Raw genomic sequence first — 18,343 nt, forward strand, 5'->3', positions numbered from 1 at the left:
GGGTAGGAGGGTGTCTCCGCTACCTGGGAGCTTGGTGCTGCAAACCCTTGCCGTTCAGGCAGCGTTCCCGAACTCGATGGCTCATATAGCATTTCTTAAAAGCCGGGCCGCCTCCCGTCCGGTCACTCAACCTGCGTTGAGCGCCGGGCTTCCCGGCGGCCTTCGCCATCTTCAAACATGCGGGAACTCCTCTGCCTGCCCGGCAGCGGTTTTGCGGGCGCAGTCGCTCCCAAACGGTAGGCGGAGAACCCTGCCTACCCTTCCGCAGTAAGAGGAGAAAGAGAAGCAGGAGCCGCTGCCCCGGTGGACCACTCTCTCTCAAACACAAAGCTGCTGCCCGGTAAAACATTTTTTCTGAAGCACTCTAGCCGCTGTCCGGTGAAACAATAAGTTGCGACTTGGCGGAGGGCGGGTAGACAGTGTTAACGACAGTGAGGGCTTGAAATCACTGTTTCCGGCACGGACGCATCAATCCCGAGGACGTAATTATATAAACCGCAGAATCCACAGAGGATACGGAGAATTAATGGTAAAAGCAAGGTATATAGCTTATCTAACAATGAAATTTTGATTAGTTTCTTAATGGTTTTTTCGTTCAATTTTTTCTCTGTGTTTTCTCTGTGTTCTCTGAGCTCTCTGTGGTATTTTCTGGACCACAGAGCAACCCCAAAAAACATTTCAAGTAATGACTTCTCTGTGGTAAATCGTTTCCGTCCGTAGCCTCGGAGCAACGGTTGTTTCACAGCGGCATCCACAAAACAACGGTTGTTTCACCGGCACAGCGGCTTCCCGAGGGCGTTGGTGCAGCGGCAGATGGAGGACGACGGAAGAAGGAGCTTTGTACTCTGGCCGTGAAAAAGTTTGACACCGGTGGGAGGCAAGGGATAAAATAAAAAGGTGACCACGGTACCTGCAGGCTGTAGAATAAAAAGTAAGCGCTGGGGAGGCGAATGGGATGGAGCAGTTGGTAATGGACATACTGGAGGCGCGAAAGGAACACCTGCCGTTGGTGGGCGGGAAGGGGGCCAACCTGGGCGACCTGGCCCGGGGATTAAGGGTGCCACCGGGATTTATATTAACTTCGCTGGCTTATCGCAAACAGATGGAAACTACGGGCCTGCAGAGGGAATTACTGCAAATACTGGATAACTGCGATATTTTTAACATGGATAGACTTAATGAAGCCAGCGAGCGAATAGCGCGGTTATTCGATAACCTGAAATTGCTCCCCGAGATAGAAGAGGCCTTTAGTAAAGCCTATTACCAACTTGCCCACGGAAAAGATAATTTCAAAGTGGCTGTCCGTTCGTCGGCCACAGCGGAAGATTTGAGCGATGCCTCCTTTGCCGGTCAGCAGGAAACCTTCCTTAACGTTAAAGGTCTTCCAGAAGTACTGGAGGCGGTAAAAAAATGCTGGGCTTCATTGTGGACGCCCAGGGCTATCCACTACCGTACCCAAAAAGGTTTTAACCATGCAGAGGTCTGGATGGCTGTGATAGTACAGGAAATGATCCCGGCCCAGGTTGCGGGTGTCATGTTTACCGCTAACCCGGTAACTAATATAAGAAACGAAATTCTTATTGAAGCGGCTTCCGGCCTTGGCGAAGCCCTGGTATCGGGAACCGTAACGGGTGACAGTTATGTGGTGGAAAAGAATGATGTGAGCTGTAACATCAAGTCCAAAACTATCAACAATCCTTCCGGTATCCAGTTATTGACTGATTTTGATATCCGGGAATTGGCCTTAAACGGGATAAAAATTGAACGGTTTTACGAAGATTACCAGGATGTGGAATGGGCTTTTCATGAGGGCAAGTTTTACTTTTTGCAGACCCGCTCCATTACCACCCTCGGTGATGAAGTTCTTGTGTTTCCGGAAATCAATCTGAAAAAACTAGGTTATATGCAGCGGGAAGTTATGAAATGGGTGGAGGAACGTTTCCCCAACCCGGTTCACCCTATTGACGGAGTTGTGGTCAAGGTTTTAATGATGGCCCTTTTTGAGGCTATGGAAAATCACGGGTATAAGATCGACTATATAGACTGGAAGAAAATTGACCAGGGTATTTTTCCCGAGTTTTTTATTGCTCCTAAAATAAGGCCTGGTATTACACGTATGGTCAGCTATCTGCGCCTGTTTAAAATACTGAAAACGAATCCGGCGGCGGAATGGGCCAAAGAACAGGTTTACCTGCTGGAAATGCTGGAAAGACTGCAAAACCGGGATATTTCCGGTTTACCGTTGGAGATAATTATAGATTATCTGACCGAGGCATTTAATCATTTGCACTTCTTTATTGTCATGAGGTACCATTATTTCATGTGGAACCGCATACCCAGCAATGTACTGGATTGGATATTGCGGTTCTATTTTGGCAGGGAAGCCCAGAAAATCAAGGAAAACCTGCTGGCAGGTATTCCGTGCATTACCCTGGACATCAATGAAAAGCTGCATAAACTGGCGGAGTTTGCCCGGGCAAGACCGGCTGTAGTCAAAACGCTCATGGAAACGAACCTGGCAGAGGCTATGAAATTGCTGCCCCACGTGGAAGGAGGTCCTGCTTTCCTGGAGGAATTCGAAAAGTTTATCAAAGAATACGGAGAAAGGGAAACGGATATGGGCCTGGGCGGTATTGCTTCCCCTACCTGGCAGGATACACCGGTAGTAGTGTTAGGAATAATCAGGGGTATTACAGCCGAATTAGTGGGCGGCAGCGACCGCAGGCGGAAAAACCTTGAGGAGCGGGTTAAATCAGCGGAAGAAAAAGTTTACGGCAGGCTATCGCGGGGTCTGGCCGGTTTTCTCGGCATGCCAAAGTTTGTGGCCAGGCTGGTTGAACACAGCCGGAATTTCGCTGTTTTTCGTGAGAACAGCCACTATCACATTACCAAGGGAATGCATGTTTTCAGGATATTGTACCTGGCCCTCGGAGAACGTTTAGTGGTGCGGGGTATATTAAAAGATAAAAGGGATATTTTCTATTTAACCTATTTCGAAATTAAAGAACTGGTTAACACCATTTTCTATGGTATAGAGGAAATAGATACCAGGTCGATTTATAAAAAGATTGAAAAAAGAAAGATTGAGCAGGAGAAACGTCTTCATCGCTGGAAATGCCGGAATATGGTCGAAGACAGTACGCGCGACACTTTGCGTGGGGTAGCCTCCAGCGCCGGGGTCGTTACCGGCCCGGCAAGAATTATTGATGACCCCAAAGATTTTGGTAGGGTCAAGCCAGGGGATGTCTTAGTTGCGCCCTATACTAATCCTGCGTGGACGCCGCTGTTTTCCGTAATTGCCGGTTTGGTGGTTGATTCAGGGGGAGCGGCTTCCCATGCTGCCATAATTGCCAGGGAATACGGTATTCCGGCAGTGATGGGTGTAGGCAACGCTACCCAGATCCTTAAAGAAGGTGAGATTGTAACTGTGGACGGTACCAGGGGTACCGTATACAGGGGTAGATAGTTCATCAATGTTTTCCTCACTTTCTTACCTATTGATAAACTATCCGGGGCACATGTATCGGGGGCTGTCGTAAAAGACAGCCCCCGGAAACGATTATTTACTCTCATTCTGCAGGCTGGCGAAGTTCGGATTGTTTACCACGATAGGGGCAGGGGCTTTAGTCAGGAAGGAGAGTATTGCGGCCATTACGCACAGCACGGCTGCCACGATAAAGGCCATGTTGTAAGTTCCTGTTATGTCAACGATTTTCCCGGCCACCATGGAACCGAACACACCACCGACGCCCCAGGCAGTAAATACCAGTCCGTAGTTAACGCCGAGGTTCTTGGTACCGAAGAAATCGGCAGTAGTGGATGGGAAGAGGGATAAGTTGGCGCCGTAGTTGAATCCAACGGCGGCAGCTCCGGCAATTAACAGCGCCATGGTATTTAATTTAGCAAAGAGCAGCATGACTGCAGCCTGGGACAGGAAGACCAGCAGCATGGTTCGGGTTCGGCCCAGCTTATCAGATACCATACCGGCAATAATACGGCCGCTGGCGTTGCCGATAGCCAATACGGCAACGAGGATAAATCCGACATCAATATTCCGGGCGGCCGCGATTTTAGCCAGATGACCGATAATCATCAAGCCGGCAAAGGAAGCAAAAGCATACATTAACCATAACAGATAGAACTGCGGAGTTTTTACCATCTCGTGCCAGTCGTAATCGTGTTTCCTCGAGGTAGCAGTCTTGGCGGTTGCCGATGGGGCCGGCATCCCTGCCGGAACATACCCGGCCGGCGGGTCTTGCAGGAGTTGGGCCAGGAGTACGGTTACGATGAAAAAGGCAATACCCAGAGTCAAAAAGGTTTTGTTAATACCGACGGTGGCCAACAGTTTGTTGGTAACGGGTGCTATATACACGGAAGCCAAACCGAAACCACTGACAACAATACCTGTAATCATACCTTTCTTGGCCGGTGGGAACCATTTTACTGCCGGCGGTGTAGCGGAGGCATAACCGAGCCCGATTCCCGTACCGGCCAGCACACCAAAACCTATAACCATCAGCCACAAGCTGTTCTGCGTTGCGAAACTGGATAAAATCATGCCTATACCTGTTAAAGCGCCACCTAATGCAGCAACTATTCGCGGGCCAACTTTATCCTGAGCCCGGCCGGCAAAAACCATGACGACTGCAAACACACCACAGGCGACAGCGTATGGCAGGGAAGCGTCTGATGCGCTCCAGCCCCAGGATTTCGTTAATTGTTTGGCAATAACGCTCCAGGCATATAGAACACCCAAAGCCAGGTTAATACCTGTACCGGCAAGGGTAACAATCCAACCCTTGTTAGAATTAGCAGTCATATTTAACACCCCTTTAATTCGTATTTTTTGTAATCATAGAACAAGAAGAATAAATCCGTAAAACAGTTATATCTTTGTGTGTACGTTTTACCAGCTCCTTTCTCGGAAATTGAAAATCAAGATTGTCGGCTTCTTGTAGTTTCATACTACCACCAGGGTTGGGATAATGCACGCAATAATCCTTGAATTGACACACTCTCTAGGGGAACGGTCGAATTCGATAGTCCAACGGAAACAGGAAAAAGGGATCAATATTTCAACCGTTCACCCGACCGTTTAACCAAGAATAAAAGCCCTTAAAAGTAAGGGCTCAGTCATATCAGAAAAACAAAACTTTTAGTTTCTTGTCTTTATTATGGAATTGTTTTATACTTTTTTATGCAGTTGATGACTTACGGTTTGTACAGATTGAGGATTACCAAAATTATTATAGTTTTTGGTTCTTAGGAGGGAAATTAGGTGTGCATTTCCATAGTATTCTGCGTTAAGCCGGAACCTGCAGCAAATGCTGCCGAAGTGGAAAATTCCATAAAAAGAATGGCTCTTAATTACGGTTATGGCTGCGGCGTAGGTTTACCGGCTTTAGTGGAAAAAGTCGCTTTATTGGTAAAAGCCCGTTTCCCCGATTACCGGTTTTTTGAAATACACGATTTGCAGGAACCCCATTGTGCTTGTGATATTGACCATGATATCAGGATTAGGTCAAAGCTGGGTGAAAGGAGCACTTTTTTCAATCTGGTACATGATATTTTAAATTTTGACAAGGTGGAGGAATTTTCCATATTGTTTACCGAAAATGAAGTTGAGGAAGGCCAGACAATCAGGGAAGATTCCGGTGATTTAGGGGCTTTTTGCGAACGTTTGAACAATTGGTATACGTGGCAGGTGGAAGGATTCGATCCCATTCGGCAGGCCTACTATATTGCTGACAGTTCGCCTTACCTCTATACCTTTATTCCCGGGTTATCTCATTAACCGGGCCAACGGTTCTGCAGTTTAATCCCGGTTGCTGTCAAGGGTAAAAAGTACATGCTCTATGGAACATGACGCGGTATTGAGCGAATGATATAATGGGGACAGGAAGCAGCATATATCTAATTATGACAAGCAAGGGTTGGTAGCAATGGTACAAATTCCTGTCCCTGCAACAGATAATGGAAAGAAACGGGGGCTGAACAAGGGAAAGTTGTTCCTGGTCTTGTTCTTGGCTGGCCTGTTTTTTATTTTTTTGGGGATTAACCTATACGTTATTGTTCCTGTTAGTGTGGGCAATGAGGCTGAGGCTTGCGCTCGCTGCCACGCCATGGTTCCGGAATATGCTACCTGGCGGGAGTCCAACCATGCCCAGTTTCAATGCCGGGACTGCCATAAACAACCTGGTTTTGCTCACCTGTTGAAATACCAGACCAGAATGGTCAAGGAGTTTCTTTTTTACCGGGCCACGGATATGCCCCAAACAGTTGTTGCCGATAAAATACCTGATGAAGTATGCAAACAGTGTCATTCCAGCAACAGGATTGTTTCTGCTTCGTCTGATACTATAATTCCGCACCAAAAACATGAAGAAAAGGGAATTTCCTGCGTTACCTGCCATAAAGGAGTGGCCCACGGTAGGATTATGGAAAGGGGTATGACCCGGAAGCTTACCGTTTCTGAATGGACACCGGATGTAGCAAGGGAACAAATGGATTACAAGTATACTACACCCAAAATGGATATATGCTTGGACTGCCACGGTAAAAGAAATGTCGAGACGACCTGTTCCGTTTGTCATTCCAGTATGCCGATTCCTGATTCGCATAAGCCCGCCAACTGGATGACGAAGCATGGTGAGCAGGCGCGGCAGGACTTTAAACCCTGCAACCTTTGTCACGTATACACCATGAAAAAAGAAGTGGATTTGCTGCAGACTACGGTTTTTGGTTATATAAGAATTAATACCTTCTGCATGAACTGCCATACAACGAAAAAACCGCCCAGCCACCGGCAGGAGGGTTTTATGGCCCGGCACGGTACTGAGGCTAAAAATAAAGGAACGGGAAATTGTTTTGTGTGCCATAACCTGAACAAAGAAGATGCCCAAAAGGGCGGATGGCCGAATAAAGTTAACTGCAATGATTGCCATTGGTTTAAAGCGAAAAGCCGGGTGCAGGAATGAACGCCAGCATCCGGCTTATCGGTTTATTTTTTGTTTTCCTGCTCGTCAGCCTGTGTTGCTGTATTTACTGTTTCCTCCAAAGGGCGTACCACATTTGTTTTAGTGGCTTCGATAGCGGAATCCATGGTAATGCCGATAGCATTACCCATTTTTTCGCCGTATTGTCTGCCCATTTCCGACCATGCTCCGGATCTGGCATGTTCTGTTCTCAAGCCGCTTTTAACTGCTGCTTTATTAACTTCATCTCTTGTTTTAGCCAAGGGGGTCAGAACAATTTGGTCCAGGGCACGCAGCCCTGTTTCTGCCGCTAATCCGATTAAGCGGCCCAACATTGCGCCTGTAGATGCCCCCATTTTTTCCCATTCCGAGACCAGCTTATTGTCCTCTTTCATCAATGTGTTTCCCCCCGGGTTTTTATTGGCTTTATATTAGTTTTTAAACGAACCGTCGATTTTATACATTTTTGTTAAGGAATAAAAAACAGGCTTAATGATGCAAACTAAAAATCACACCACCATTTTTCACTTAACTGGAGGAGTTTACACGTGAATACAGAGACTTTGACAGAAAAAGAAATTGCCCAGATGGCGATTGATATTGAGGAAAGGGGAGTAAGGTTTTACACGGGAGTTGCCGAAATGTTTAATCGGGAAGAAGTGAAGCTGGCATTTTACAAACTGGCTGAGGAAGAAAAGGAACATGCCCGGACATTTAGGCAGCTTTTTGCTTCTCTTGAACCTGAAAGTTCTCTGGAAGATGTAAAAACCGTCGAATACCTGAAGGCGATAATTCATTCTACCGTATTCCCTGAGGGTAGGGAGGAAGCGGTTTTACAGCAGATTAAAACTCCTGCAGAAGCTTTGCATGTAGGTATCCAGGCAGAAAAGGACGCAATTCTTTTTTACCAGGAAATGTATAACAAGAGCCGGTCGCCTAAGGTGAAAGAAGTTCTCAGCAGACTACTAGAGGAAGAGAAACTGCACCTGGTTGACCTGCGGAACTATGTCGATGAAATGAAATAAATTACAATATATTTAACATTTAGTAAAAATTTTTGAACATTAAGAAGGAGTTTTTTGGCTTAACGGCGAAAAAAACTATTAAATATTTTCCATATGCTGTGAGACTTGGAAATCAGGTGAGGCTAATGGCTGAATATCTGGAATATGCCTGTGCAAGCTCAAATTCGCGGGATTCCTATCAGGCCGGAAGGGAAGCAGCGGATAAAGCCGTTAACCAAATAACCAAATTTAAACCCACCCTTGTGGTGGTTTTTGCTTCTGTCAGGCATGAACTTGAGCGAGCTTTGGCGGGAGTGCAGAATATTACAGGCAATGTGCCCATGGTAGGTTGTTCTTCTGCCGGAGAATACTGCGGCAAACTAATTGGCGGCACTGTAACTGTAATCATGTTGGCCTCTCCTCATCTGGAAATTAAAGTGGGTTTAGGAAAAAGAGTGTCGGCAGATTATACTACCGCTGTCTGTGAAATGATTAACAGCGCTCAGGCAGCAGAATTCTTCAATAGTTACAATGAAATATGCGGGGATGCAGACCTCAACGAGTTCACCAAAAAGCCCTTTGCCCTGTTTTTTATGCCGGGGCCGGAACAAGGGAAGCCTTTTTACGGCAAGGAAATTATTGACCTCATCCGCAAGCGGACTATGAGTTCTCTCCCTATTGCAGGGGGGTGTGCAAGCGCTGAGTCCGGGTGGGAAAACTCTTACCTTTTCTGTAACGGTAAGGTATATACAGACTGTATAGTGGGTGTTTTCGTAAAGACACACCTGAAATTTGGTATCGCTACGGTCCACCATTATTTACCTAAAGAAATGAAACTGATTGTTACCAAAAGCAACGGGCAGGAGCTTTTGGAATTAAATGGCCGGCCGGCAGCAGATTATTTTGCTGATTGTTTGGGTATTGATTTTGGTGAACTAACAAGAAGTGTTGATAGTTACCTGTTTAATTATCCCTTTGGTTTAAAAGATTTTACAGGATATTATTACCTGGTTCCGGGAATGGCGATAACACCGGAACACGGAATCAGGTGCTTGTCAACTATAGAGGAAGGTACAGTGCTGCATATAATGGAACCTTCATCGGAAATGCTGCTCCAGTCAGCGGAAGACTTTCTTCGTAAAGCTGTCCTGCGCGGTAAAATTATGAACCCAAAGGCAGGTTTGGTTTTTTCATCGGTACACAGGGTCAATTCCTTGCGGGAACTCATCCCGTTGGCCATTCGGAAGATTTACAAAAGCATCAATAAACCTTTTTGTTTTACGGGATTCTGCTCCAACGGTGAGATCGGCCTGACAGGTGAAGGGGTGGCGTCCTTTTTCAACATGTCTTTATCGGGCCTGGTCTTTGGGGATGAATTAAACGAAGCTGCCCAGATAGCACAGAAAAACATGGAATTATGCCGGGAACTTTCCGAAACGGCCCAAAAGAACCAGGAACTCTATAAAGAGCTAAGTATTGTGCATGAACTCGGCAATTTATTGAACTCCTCCCTGAAGCTCGGGTTTGTCATCAATAAAGCAGTGCAGATGGTTGCCCGGCTGATGAAGGCTGAAGGCTGCATATTATTCCTTTATGACCAGGAAAATGATACTGTTAAAACAGTAAGTTATTTTGGTCTTGCTGAGCTGCCCAAGGATTTTGACTTAAAAAATACTCTTGCATATCAGGCCCTGAAGCAGGAGAAGAAACTGCTGATTAAAAATGTATCTGTCTTTCCTCATCTTTGTCCTTTGTTAAGAGAGTATATTGGGGCCGAATCAGCCATCATTTCGCCCATCATCGTAAAAAAACAGAAAATAGGGATTATTGCCGTTTATAGCAAACAGGAAAATTTTTATGATGACAAGGACCTTGAATTCCTGCACACTTTGGCTAACCAAATCGGTATTGCGGTGGTAAACGCCGACCTTTACGAGAGGACAGAACTATTGGCCTGTACCGACGGGCTCACAGGAATGTATGACCATACCTATTTCCTGACAACCCTGGAACGCCTACTGGTAAAAGCTGAGGAAAAGGGCGATCCATTATCTTTAATTATGGTTGACCTGGACGATTTTAAGTATTATAACGACAAATACGGACACACAGTTGGCGACCTGATACTAAAGACTACGGCCCAAATCTTAAGGGAAAATGTACGGTCCGATGATATTATTGCCCGTTACGGGGGAGACGAATTTGCCGTCATTTTGGTTAATGCGGGCCCCAAAAAGGCTGCGCGGATAGCTGAACGAATCAGTAAGCATATCGCCAACGAACCTTTTAGTGACCCCGAAACGGTGAATGTCTTTTACGTAACGGCCTCGGTGGGAATAGCCACCTATCCCTTTGACGCTTCCAACAGCAAGGAACTGATTGATGTGGCAGATAAAGCCATGTACCTGACTAAAAGGACAACGAAAGCCAAAACGAGTTCTTATTTGGCGGAGTTTGAAGAGCTGGAGGCTCAGCTTACCCCCTCAGAAAAGGCTTTGCTGGATACCATAAAATTATTAATCCAAATGCTTGATTCGCGGGACCGCTATACCTGGGAACATTGCCGGCAGGTAGCCAGATATGTCACATTAATGGCGGAAAAGCTTGGTTTAAGTAAGGAAACTGTTTCTAAGTTAAAACTGGCCGGTTATTTACATGACATGGGAAAAATTCATGTCAAACCGGAAGTGTTAAATAAGCCTGGTTGGTTGGCTGAGCACGAAATGGAAACTGTTAAGCTGCACCCGGTTGTCGGGGCCAACCTCCTTTCGCCGATAAAAGGTTTCCGGGAAATAAGGGACATTATCTATTATCATCATGAATGGTTTAATGGCAAAGGATATCCCGAAGGGTTAAAAGGGGAACAGATCCCGTTAGGTTCCAGGATTCTGGCTATTGCCGACGGGTTTGACGCCATGACCTCCAACCGTCCTTACCGGAAGGCGCGTACTTTCGAGTGGGCTGTGGAGGAACTGAAAAAACAAAGTGGATGTCAGTACGACCCTGCCCTTGTACAATTGTTCCTTGAATTGCTTGAGGAAGAAGGCCGAGCTACTCAAAACCGCCCGTAACCCCTTATATATACGCTATAAATTCGATATTTTTTAATTGGTTCAAGTTTTGCAAGGGGTTGCCGCGAACGCCTATAAATAAAGGTAATTTTCCCGGTTTCAGATGGCCCGCCTCATGCATACCAACGATCTTCGCGGAAGCAGAGGTGGCGGCGAATAGGATCTCCTCGTTGGATAACCCTGCTTTTTGGTAATATTTCAATTCATCAAGATATGATTTTCCATGGTAGACCTGGTTCGCTCCCGCGTCTGTCCCTATGCCTAAAAGAACGCCATAATTGACAGCTTTGTTAATGGCTTCCAGTTGCCCTTCGTAAGAACGCCGGATAACATCCAGGTTGGCCCCGGGATAAGGTATATGACCTGCCGTTAAAAGATTGCCCAGGGGCGCGACGGTAGGGAGCCAAGCGGTTTGGGATTCGGCCATTTGTTTTAGTGTATCATCTTTGACAAAATAGCCGTGTTCTACCGAATCTACCCCGGCTGATATGGCTGTTGACACTGCCTCATCGGAGCTGGCATGGGCCATCACCGGGAGGCCGTACCGGTGCGCTGTATCCACGATAGCACGCAGTTCCTCGGCGGTAAACTGGGTCTTGCCTACCAGGCCATATTCTTTAAAGCTGACCAGGCCGGAAACTACAATTTTAATATGGTCAACTTTCTGCTCTGCCAAAGCTGCAATCTGATCTTTTGCATCAGCCAGGGTTTCAACTCCCGGTCCCAGGAAATGTCCATACCTGCCTTTTTTATAAAGAGCTGTGCCAGGCGATAGTATTTTTGGCCCCTCAAGTTGACCTGTTTTTTGCGCTTCTCTCGTCTGAAGACTAAAACCATACAGGTCGCCTCCGTCCCGCAGCGCTACCAGGCCGGAGGAAAGGGAATCCTGCATCCATTGTTTGATGCGGGAACGCGTAGCGGCTGGGTTGGTCGTCCATTCTTCAATGGTTTTCAGCAGGTTTTGGGAATCGAAAGCCAAATGGACATGGCAGTCTATTAAACCGGGCATCAGTGTAATTTCCGGTAGGCGAATCACCTGCGCATCATGCTGGGCATCGTTAATTTCGGTTTTTAAACCGCCTGTGGAGACCTGTTCGATCCGCCCCTTTTTAATTGTTACGGTGCAGTTTTGTAAAAGACCTGAGCTACCGGCCCCTTCCCAAACCTGGCCGGCATGGATGATGTAATACTTATCGGGCTTAATTTTTATCGTTTTCATAGCTAGTCTCCTGCTTAATTATGTTATTATCATTATAGCACAAATAACTTTGTTTATCTGGAAGCGGTTGCAATTGACACGGGCAGTCCTTTATGTTATCATATCTTACGTAGTTTGTTTCTGCCGTTGTTTTATCGGGATGTGGCTCAGTTTGGTAGAGCGCACGGTTCGGGACCGTGAGGTCGCAGGTTCAAATCCTGTCATCCCGACCATTAATAAAAAATAACTTTATTTTATTATAAAACTTCTTTGTGTCACCAAAGAAGTTTTTTTGTGTTTTACACGTTTTGACAAATTTCTTGGACAACTCGTAGTAAAATGTAGTTAAACATAGTATATATAAGGAACGGATTGAAGAATTTTCACTTGGTTTTTAAACTTTTTGCTACAGAAACAAAACGAAAAGGGCAGCTATGTTAAAAAGAGGGCATGGATATGGACGATTGGTGGGCGTCTGGTATAAGCTGTTTTTTGCTTGAAGAGACCGTTTCTTTTCTAAGTGTGGCAATAGTATATTATTTCCTTGACCGCTATTACAAAAAATTTATAAATTTTTTCTTTACTTTCCGCTCCAAACTGTTTAAGTTAAAACCTTTACAGTATAAAGTTCCCTCCCATTTCAACCGTACTGATTTACCGGCCAAAGGGGAGAAACCGGAAATACATTATTACCTCGGAGAAGCCTATTTGCGCTCAGGCATGCTGGAAGCAGCCAAAAAAGAACTGCAAACAGCCTTGTACTTGGACCTCCATTTGTTTAATGGCAGGCCGTATACCAGGCTGGCTGAGTGTTACCTGCGGGAGGGAAACCACGAAAAAGCCCTGCAGATGCTGGATAAAGCTGTTGATTGGTTCCCTTCATTAAACACCCTTTGTGAAACGGGGGAATTGTACAGGATTTCCGGGGAAAAAGAAAAGGCCAGGAGAATTTTTGACCAAGTAATTCAGGGATATAAAGAACAGTTAAAATACAGGCGCAGGAAAGAGTGGCGTTGGCTGCTTTTTGCCCTGTTGCGCAACTTTAACTTATAACTGAGCTTTTTCAACACGCCTGAACACCTCCTTGCATATTATAGGTGAAAGAAGGAGGTGTTTTCTTTTGCTGTTTAGTAGTCGGTTCTTAAGGTTAATGACTCCTTATTTGTCGGGGCCTGATGTCAAAGCAGTTCAGGAAAGGTTAGTAGACCTGGGATATTACAAAGGCCGTGTTGACGGTGTTTTTGACCCGGCAACGGCCAATGCAGTGGTGGCTTTTCAAAAATCAAGGGGGCTGAAGGCCGACGGTGTGGTCGGGCCGGATACCTGGAGCGCTTTAGGAACGGACATGGCGGTTAGCGCTGCGCCGGGACAAGGGTATAGAATTTTTATTGATACAGAGAGATTCCGTTTAAGCCTGTTTAAAGACGGGGTTCACCAGGCTACTTGGCCCGTTGCAGTTGGCAAGCCAAGTACTCCCACTCCTATTGGAGACTGGGTCATCACTGAGAAAATTATGAACCCGGGAGGGCCCTTCGGGGCTCGGTGGATGCGTATAAGCGTTCCCTGGGGAGGATATGGTATTCATGGCACAGACAACCCGGCGTCCATAGGAACGGCGGCCAGCCACGGTTGTATCAGAATGTATAACGAGGATGTGATAAAGTTATATGATATAGTAGGTATTGGAACACCTGTCAAAATAACCGGCAGGGTATTTACGGGACGTCTGCTGCAAATTGGGGTTCCTCCCGGGTCGGACATAGTTCAGGTCCAACAGCGGCTGCAGACTTTAGGGTATTATAAAGAAGAATTGGATGGCCAGTTCGGGCCGACCACCCGTAACGCTGTTATAGCCTTCCAGCGGGCTAGAGGCCTTGTCCCTGACGGCATTGTAGGGTCCCGTACATACGAAGAGTTGGAAAAAGCTTATGACCAGGCTTTAGGGCTCCGTTACCCTTAAACGCCTTTAAAATATGCTTGTTATAATTTTTTCCAAAGCAGGACTTTGCCAAGTTTTATTTAAATATTTGAACATGGGAGGTGAGGCCCATTGGCTTGTCTTACCCGCACCGAAGTAATAGACCGTATTGAAAAATATCTGGCCAGGAAGATTTCTGCGGCTGATATTGGTTGGTGGGCCTTTGGTATATTTGTTGAGGCAAATATAGAATATGAACCGGGTCACGAGCGTATTTTAAAGGATGTTATTCAGGCGCTGCAGCACTTCCACGACGATGACCCTTTAATGCGGCAATTTTACCCGGAGGAAGAAGACTTGATATATTATTTAAGGTGTTTAAAAGGAGAAGAGATGTACAACCCCCAAAAAATACCTCATTGGAATGTTTAATCAAAGGGGGAAGCTTATGGACGGAATAATCTTTCAAGTATTATCCTATCTCGGCGAATCGGTTGACAGAGAACCAGGAATAGTCTTCAGGCCCGGAGATGTTATTAATGTATTTGTGAAACAGGTGACAGGAAATCAGGCGCTACTCCGGTACCAGGGTCAATTGTTTTTGGCCCGGCTGGAAGCTAATGTTAAGGCAGGGGCCAGGTTGCAGTGCCTGGTCCAGGGCGAGCGGGATGGCAAAATTCAACTGAAGCTTCTTGCGGAAGGGAAAAATCTCGACTGGAAGGCCGATGATTTAATCGGTAGGCTTTTGAAAAAGGCTGGCGTCGCCGAATCTTCGTATACCAAACAGATAGCTTTGTCGATGTTGCATCAGGGTATGGCCGTGACCAGGGAAAACGTCGAGGCTGTATTGGCGGGAGCCAAGAAAGTACAGGCCTCCTTACAGGATTTGGACCTGTTGGTTTTCCTGCACAAAATGGGCTTGCCCATCGAAGATAAGATTTTGTCGGCCTTAAAAAATTCTATCGATAGCCCTGATAGTTTGGGTAGGCAGTTGGCTGATTTAAGAAACATGCTGATAGCCTTAAAGGATAGCGCGGGCCCGGAAATACTGAAGAACCCCGAAGCAATGCAGACCGTTGAAAGGATCATTAACCTGCTCAACCAATTGACTGTAAAGCCCGGGGAAAGCGGCCGGAATACAGTTATGCAAATTGCTTTGGCCCGGGCAAATCTGGCGGGCGGAACTGACCGGGCGTTAGATACGGCAACCCAGAATTTGTTTGGATCAGGGAGTATTATTGCCGCCCCGGATGGTTCGGAGCAGCCCGCTGTCGGTAGGTATAACGGTGCACGGGAAAAACCGGTTGCGGCGCTGGAACTAACGGCGCCGGAACAACAGTTATTACAAACAAACGTACATAAAGGCAATGTCTTGGAGGGACCGAACCGCTCGGAAGCGGAAACCGAGGCTTTTCCGGCAAGAGAAATTCTGCCGCGGCTTATTAAACTGGTGCAGGTCAGAGATATACATAGCAAAACAGAGTTTATGACAAAGCTTTATCAATTTTTGGACCGCCGGAGGGAAATTTTTGCTGATACCAAAAATGACAAGCTGCCTGACCTTTTAAACCGGTTCCTGGACATCGTGAAAGATGAACCTCACCAGGCGGCCAGGGAACTGGTAGCGAAGATTTCCGACCTGGTCGATAAGTTTGGTGTCTACCAGGAGGTCAACCGGACAGTTGACACAGGACGGGAAAGTTTTGTTTTCCTGCAATCTTTGGTTGACCCTGATAACCCTGCCGGGGCATATGAGGTATTGATCAGATTTAAAAAAGACGGGACGAAAAGAAAGGTCAACTATAATAACTGCCAGGTAACGGTTTCCCTGAATACGGTTAAACTGGGCCTGGTCAGGGCCAGGGTGAGGTTAACAGGGAGGGAATTAACCGGCAGATTTATAGTGGAAAACGAACAAGTGAAAAAAACCGTTGATGCCAAAGTTGGATTATTAAAAGAGCGTTTACAGGATCTAGGGTTTACGGCAAAAATTCTTTCTACCGAAGTAGCCCAAGAAAAGGAACGAAGTGTAGTCTTTACTGGCAACGATAAAGATCCGCTGAAGATTAATCAAATCGACATGCGGGTGTAGGGGGACAAAAATGGCGGGTGCAAGTGAAAAAAATAACGGGGGTAATTCCGGGCACATAAAAAAAGCCGTTGCCCTTGAATATAAGCCCGGTTTACAGGATGCGCCGCAGGTGGTGGCCACGGGTCAGGGGCTGGTGGCGGAAAATATTGTCCGGCTGGCAAAGGAATATAATATTCCTATTGAAGAAGATCCGGTACTGGTCGATGCCTTGCGGGTATTGCAGTTGGGGGAAGAAATTCCGCCTGAGTTATACCGGGTAGTGGCTGAAATTCTGGTGTTTGTCATGGATTTGGACAAAGAAGCGAGGAATTAAATTTCCTCGCTGTCTTTTCTCAGGGTTTCCAGCTTTTCGGCTACGTCACGGGTGGCTATGGACAAAAGCAGTTCTTTGGTTTTTCCGGCCTGTTGGATCTTATCCAAAACTTCGGGGCTTACTTCGCCGTCTTTGGCGATGATTAGGTTGCCGTTATTATCATGGATGTCCTTCCCCACCTTTTTCCAGAGAAGAGCGGATAATTCGTCAGTCGAAAGTCTATTCCTGTTTTTGAAATTCTGTAGTTTTTCCATCCATGCTTCATAGGTACTCACCAGTTCATTTTTACTGTCGGACAAAAATGTGGTAGTTTTTGAAGCGGTTTTTGAGAAAAACGCCCTGGATTTGTCCGTCCCTTCTTCCTTCAGTTCTTGCACTTTTTCTCCAAGTTTTTTGCTGACTTCTTTGGCGGTAGAAAGGGTTACCTCCCACCCCTTTTCCACATCGTCTTTGAGATTATCCAAATTGCCTTTCCATGCTTGCAAGTTTTCTTTCCAACTATCGATATTGTCCACAATTCCTGAATCGGCTTTTTGCAGGGATTCTCCGGCGTTGTTTTTCGCAATGATCACATCAGGGCCTATTTTTGTGATTGCTGAGACGGGGATGAGGGCTTTACCTTGCATAAGATTTCTGATTACGCCGCCCGATAACAGAAAGCTTTCGATTTTACCGGAATCGGCGTCAAAACCGAAATCTTCTACAGTCCCCAGCAATTCGCCGGAGGGAGTTATTACCCTGGTATTGTAAATGTTGAAATCGCTGCTCAACTTTTCCAGAGAGGGCAAGTTGTTTAGACTGTCAACCAAATCTTTTTTCTCAAGGGTAATGGCATAATTCCCTATGGCCTTGACAGAAGAAAAAGCAAAGGCTTTTTCGCCTTTGAACCAGCCTTTGGTGTTTAAAGTAAACCCTGCTACCATGGCTGTTTCTGGGTCTACCAGTACCCGGGCCACTGCACCCAGGTCCTCGCCTTGCAGGGTAATTACCTGCTTTCCGATTATTTCCTGGGTCCGGATCACTCTTTTTGCCGGATTTTCATTCATATACATCCCTCCTTTGTAAAATACACTTTTTACTTTGCTAAAAATGAGCAGATATCCTTTTTCGGGGGGCCAGATTTTAGTATAGAATTGAAAAAAATTCTACTGTTCCACCATCACAGCGGATAAAAAATTTTTATTTATTTTTTTTTGATTTTTGGTATAATATTCTTATGTTCTTTTGAGGACTATACATAAGGAGGTTTATACTATGTTGCCAACACCAAAGAAATATTTTGTTACAGCAGCCGGCGCAGAAGGGAAAACCAAACTGACTGCTTTTGACAATGCCTTGTTAAAGGCCAGGGTCGGAAATATAAATCTTATCCGGGTAAGTAGTATTTTACCGCCAAATACTGAATACGATCCCGATTTAGTTATCCCACCCGGTTCACTGGTTCCTACAGCCTACGGCTCAATCGTGAGCGATGTGCCGGGAGAAACTATTGCGGCCGCCGTAGGTGTCGGTATATCCGAAGACGATTTTGGCGTGATTATGGAATTTTCCGGTAAATGCACTAAAGAGGAGGCTGAAAAAGCCATTGAACAAATGGTGAAAGAAGCTTTTGAAGTTCGTCAGAAGCCCCTGAAAGAAATAAAAATCGCTGCTGCTGAACATACTGTAGTTAACATTGGTTGCGCCCTGGCGGCTGTTCCTATGTGGTACTAATTTGCTTTGATGGAAGTAGACGGGGGAGTTACAGAATTACGGTAACTCCTTTTTTATGCT

16 protein-coding genes and 1 tRNA gene are annotated in these 18,343 nt (G+C 46.0%); 12 read left to right on the forward strand and 5 right to left on the reverse strand.

Going from position 1 to position 18,343, the window contains the following annotated elements:
- Positions 1-19: 19 nt before the first annotated feature.
- Complete coding sequence (locus Tfer_RS16410) at positions 20-175, reverse strand: hypothetical protein (protein ID WP_160315502.1); 156 nt, start codon at positions 173-175, stop codon at positions 20-22.
- A gap of 780 nt (positions 176-955) precedes the next feature.
- Between Tfer_RS16410 and Tfer_RS00005 the strand changes: the two genes are divergently transcribed.
- The gene (locus tag Tfer_RS00005; protein ID WP_052216338.1) at positions 956-3,466 is read left to right on the forward strand and encodes a PEP/pyruvate-binding domain-containing protein; all 2,511 of its coding nucleotides are present in this window, start codon (positions 956-958) and stop codon (positions 3,464-3,466) included.
- A gap of 93 nt (positions 3,467-3,559) precedes the next feature.
- Here the strand turns inward: Tfer_RS00005 and Tfer_RS00010 are convergent, their stop codons facing one another.
- Entirely contained in the window at positions 3,560-4,819 is a 1,260-nt protein-coding gene (locus Tfer_RS00010) for an L-lactate MFS transporter (RefSeq protein WP_052216339.1), read from the reverse strand.
- A gap of 459 nt (positions 4,820-5,278) precedes the next feature.
- On the opposite strand from Tfer_RS00010, the gene Tfer_RS00015 reads away from it, so the two are divergent.
- Together Tfer_RS00015 and Tfer_RS00020 are read left to right on the forward strand one after the other, a co-directional pair.
- Positions 5,279-5,794: a hypothetical protein gene (locus tag Tfer_RS00015; RefSeq protein ID WP_052216340.1), complete on the forward strand. Its 516-nt coding sequence runs from the start codon at positions 5,279-5,281 to the stop codon at positions 5,792-5,794.
- Between the two features lie 148 nt (positions 5,795-5,942).
- The gene (locus Tfer_RS00020) at positions 5,943-6,977 is read left to right on the forward strand and encodes a NapC/NirT family cytochrome c (RefSeq protein ID WP_052216341.1); all 1,035 of its coding nucleotides are present in this window, start codon (positions 5,943-5,945) and stop codon (positions 6,975-6,977) included.
- Positions 6,978-7,000: 23 nt separating this feature from the next.
- Here Tfer_RS00020 and Tfer_RS00025 read toward each other — a convergent pair whose 3' ends face one another.
- Positions 7,001-7,369: a hypothetical protein gene (locus tag Tfer_RS00025; RefSeq protein WP_052216342.1), complete on the reverse strand. Its 369-nt coding sequence runs from the start codon at positions 7,367-7,369 to the stop codon at positions 7,001-7,003.
- A 153-nt stretch (positions 7,370-7,522) separates the two neighbouring features.
- Between Tfer_RS00025 and Tfer_RS00030 the strand changes: the two genes are divergently transcribed.
- Positions 7,523-7,999, forward strand: a complete 477-nt coding sequence (locus Tfer_RS00030; RefSeq protein WP_052216343.1) for a ferritin-like domain-containing protein — start codon at positions 7,523-7,525, stop codon at positions 7,997-7,999.
- A 125-nt stretch (positions 8,000-8,124) separates the two neighbouring features.
- On the forward strand, positions 8,125-11,049 hold the full coding sequence (locus tag Tfer_RS00035) for a diguanylate cyclase (RefSeq protein WP_052216344.1): 2,925 nt from the start codon (positions 8,125-8,127) through the stop codon (positions 11,047-11,049).
- 4 nt (positions 11,050-11,053) lie between these two features.
- On the opposite strand, the gene Tfer_RS00040 is transcribed toward Tfer_RS00035, so the two are convergent.
- The gene (locus tag Tfer_RS00040; RefSeq protein WP_052216345.1) at positions 11,054-12,268 is read right to left on the reverse strand and encodes a metal-dependent hydrolase family protein; all 1,215 of its coding nucleotides are present in this window, start codon (positions 12,266-12,268) and stop codon (positions 11,054-11,056) included.
- Positions 12,269-12,403: 135 nt separating this feature from the next.
- Here Tfer_RS00040 and Tfer_RS00045 point away from each other — a divergent pair.
- The 6 genes from Tfer_RS00045 to Tfer_RS00070 all read left to right on the forward strand — a co-directional run bounded on the left by Tfer_RS00045 (position 12,404) and on the right by Tfer_RS00070 (position 16,570).
- Positions 12,404-12,480 (forward strand) — tRNA-Pro (locus Tfer_RS00045).
- A 223-nt stretch (positions 12,481-12,703) separates the two neighbouring features.
- Positions 12,704-13,300 carry a tetratricopeptide repeat protein gene (locus Tfer_RS00050; RefSeq protein WP_052216346.1) on the forward strand — a complete coding sequence of 199 codons (597 nt, stop codon included), beginning with the start codon at positions 12,704-12,706 and terminating at the stop codon, positions 13,298-13,300.
- Between the two features lie 67 nt (positions 13,301-13,367).
- A complete protein-coding gene (locus Tfer_RS00055; RefSeq protein WP_052216347.1) occupies positions 13,368-14,207 on the forward strand; it encodes a L,D-transpeptidase family protein in 840 nt (279 codons plus the stop codon).
- Positions 14,208-14,297: 90 nt separating this feature from the next.
- Positions 14,298-14,597, forward strand: coding sequence for a hypothetical protein (locus Tfer_RS00060; protein ID WP_052216348.1), 300 nt, complete (start codon positions 14,298-14,300; stop codon positions 14,595-14,597).
- Between the two features lie 16 nt (positions 14,598-14,613).
- Positions 14,614-16,257 carry a flagellar hook-length control protein FliK gene (gene fliK, locus Tfer_RS00065; RefSeq protein WP_052216349.1) on the forward strand — a complete coding sequence of 548 codons (1,644 nt, stop codon included), beginning with the start codon at positions 14,614-14,616 and terminating at the stop codon, positions 16,255-16,257.
- Between the two features lie 10 nt (positions 16,258-16,267).
- A complete protein-coding gene (locus tag Tfer_RS00070) occupies positions 16,268-16,570 on the forward strand; it encodes an EscU/YscU/HrcU family type III secretion system export apparatus switch protein (RefSeq protein ID WP_013119937.1) in 303 nt (100 codons plus the stop codon).
- Here Tfer_RS00070 and Tfer_RS00075 read toward each other — a convergent pair.
- Complete coding sequence (locus Tfer_RS00075) at positions 16,567-17,616, reverse strand: PRC-barrel domain-containing protein (protein ID WP_052216350.1); 1,050 nt, start codon at positions 17,614-17,616, stop codon at positions 16,567-16,569. The genes Tfer_RS00070 and Tfer_RS00075 overlap by 4 nt on opposite strands.
- Before the next feature lie 208 nt (positions 17,617-17,824).
- Between Tfer_RS00075 and Tfer_RS00080 the strand changes: the two genes are divergently transcribed.
- Positions 17,825-18,283, forward strand: a complete 459-nt coding sequence (locus Tfer_RS00080; RefSeq protein ID WP_052216351.1) for a pyruvoyl-dependent arginine decarboxylase — start codon at positions 17,825-17,827, stop codon at positions 18,281-18,283.
- Positions 18,284-18,343 lie beyond the last annotated feature (60 nt).

The organism is Thermincola ferriacetica, from assembly GCF_001263415.1.
Taxonomy (GTDB): Bacteria; Bacillota; Thermincolia; order Thermincolales; family Thermincolaceae; genus Thermincola; species Thermincola ferriacetica.

Coding starts and splice junctions, on each gene's coding strand:
- Tfer_RS00005 (WP_052216338.1), top strand. CDS start 956: ATGGAGCAGTTGGTAATGGACATACTGGAGGCGCGAAAGGAACACCTG.
- Tfer_RS00010 (WP_052216339.1), bottom strand. CDS start 4,819: ATGACTGCTAATTCTAACAAGGGTTGGATTGTTACCCTTGCCGGTACA.
- Tfer_RS00020 (WP_052216341.1), top strand. CDS start 5,943: ATGGTACAAATTCCTGTCCCTGCAACAGATAATGGAAAGAAACGGGGG.
- Tfer_RS00025 (WP_052216342.1), bottom strand. CDS start 7,369: ATGAAAGAGGACAATAAGCTGGTCTCGGAATGGGAAAAAATGGGGGCA.
- Tfer_RS00035 (WP_052216344.1), top strand. CDS start 8,125: ATGGCTGAATATCTGGAATATGCCTGTGCAAGCTCAAATTCGCGGGAT.
- Tfer_RS00040 (WP_052216345.1), bottom strand. CDS start 12,268: ATGAAAACGATAAAAATTAAGCCCGATAAGTATTACATCATCCATGCC.
- Tfer_RS00050 (WP_052216346.1), top strand. CDS start 12,704: ATGGACGATTGGTGGGCGTCTGGTATAAGCTGTTTTTTGCTTGAAGAG.
- fliK (WP_052216349.1), top strand. CDS start 14,614: ATGGACGGAATAATCTTTCAAGTATTATCCTATCTCGGCGAATCGGTT.
- Tfer_RS00070 (WP_013119937.1), top strand. CDS start 16,268: ATGGCGGGTGCAAGTGAAAAAAATAACGGGGGTAATTCCGGGCACATA.
- Tfer_RS00075 (WP_052216350.1), bottom strand. CDS start 17,616: ATGAATGAAAATCCGGCAAAAAGAGTGATCCGGACCCAGGAAATAATC.
- Tfer_RS00080 (WP_052216351.1), top strand. CDS start 17,825: ATGTTGCCAACACCAAAGAAATATTTTGTTACAGCAGCCGGCGCAGAA.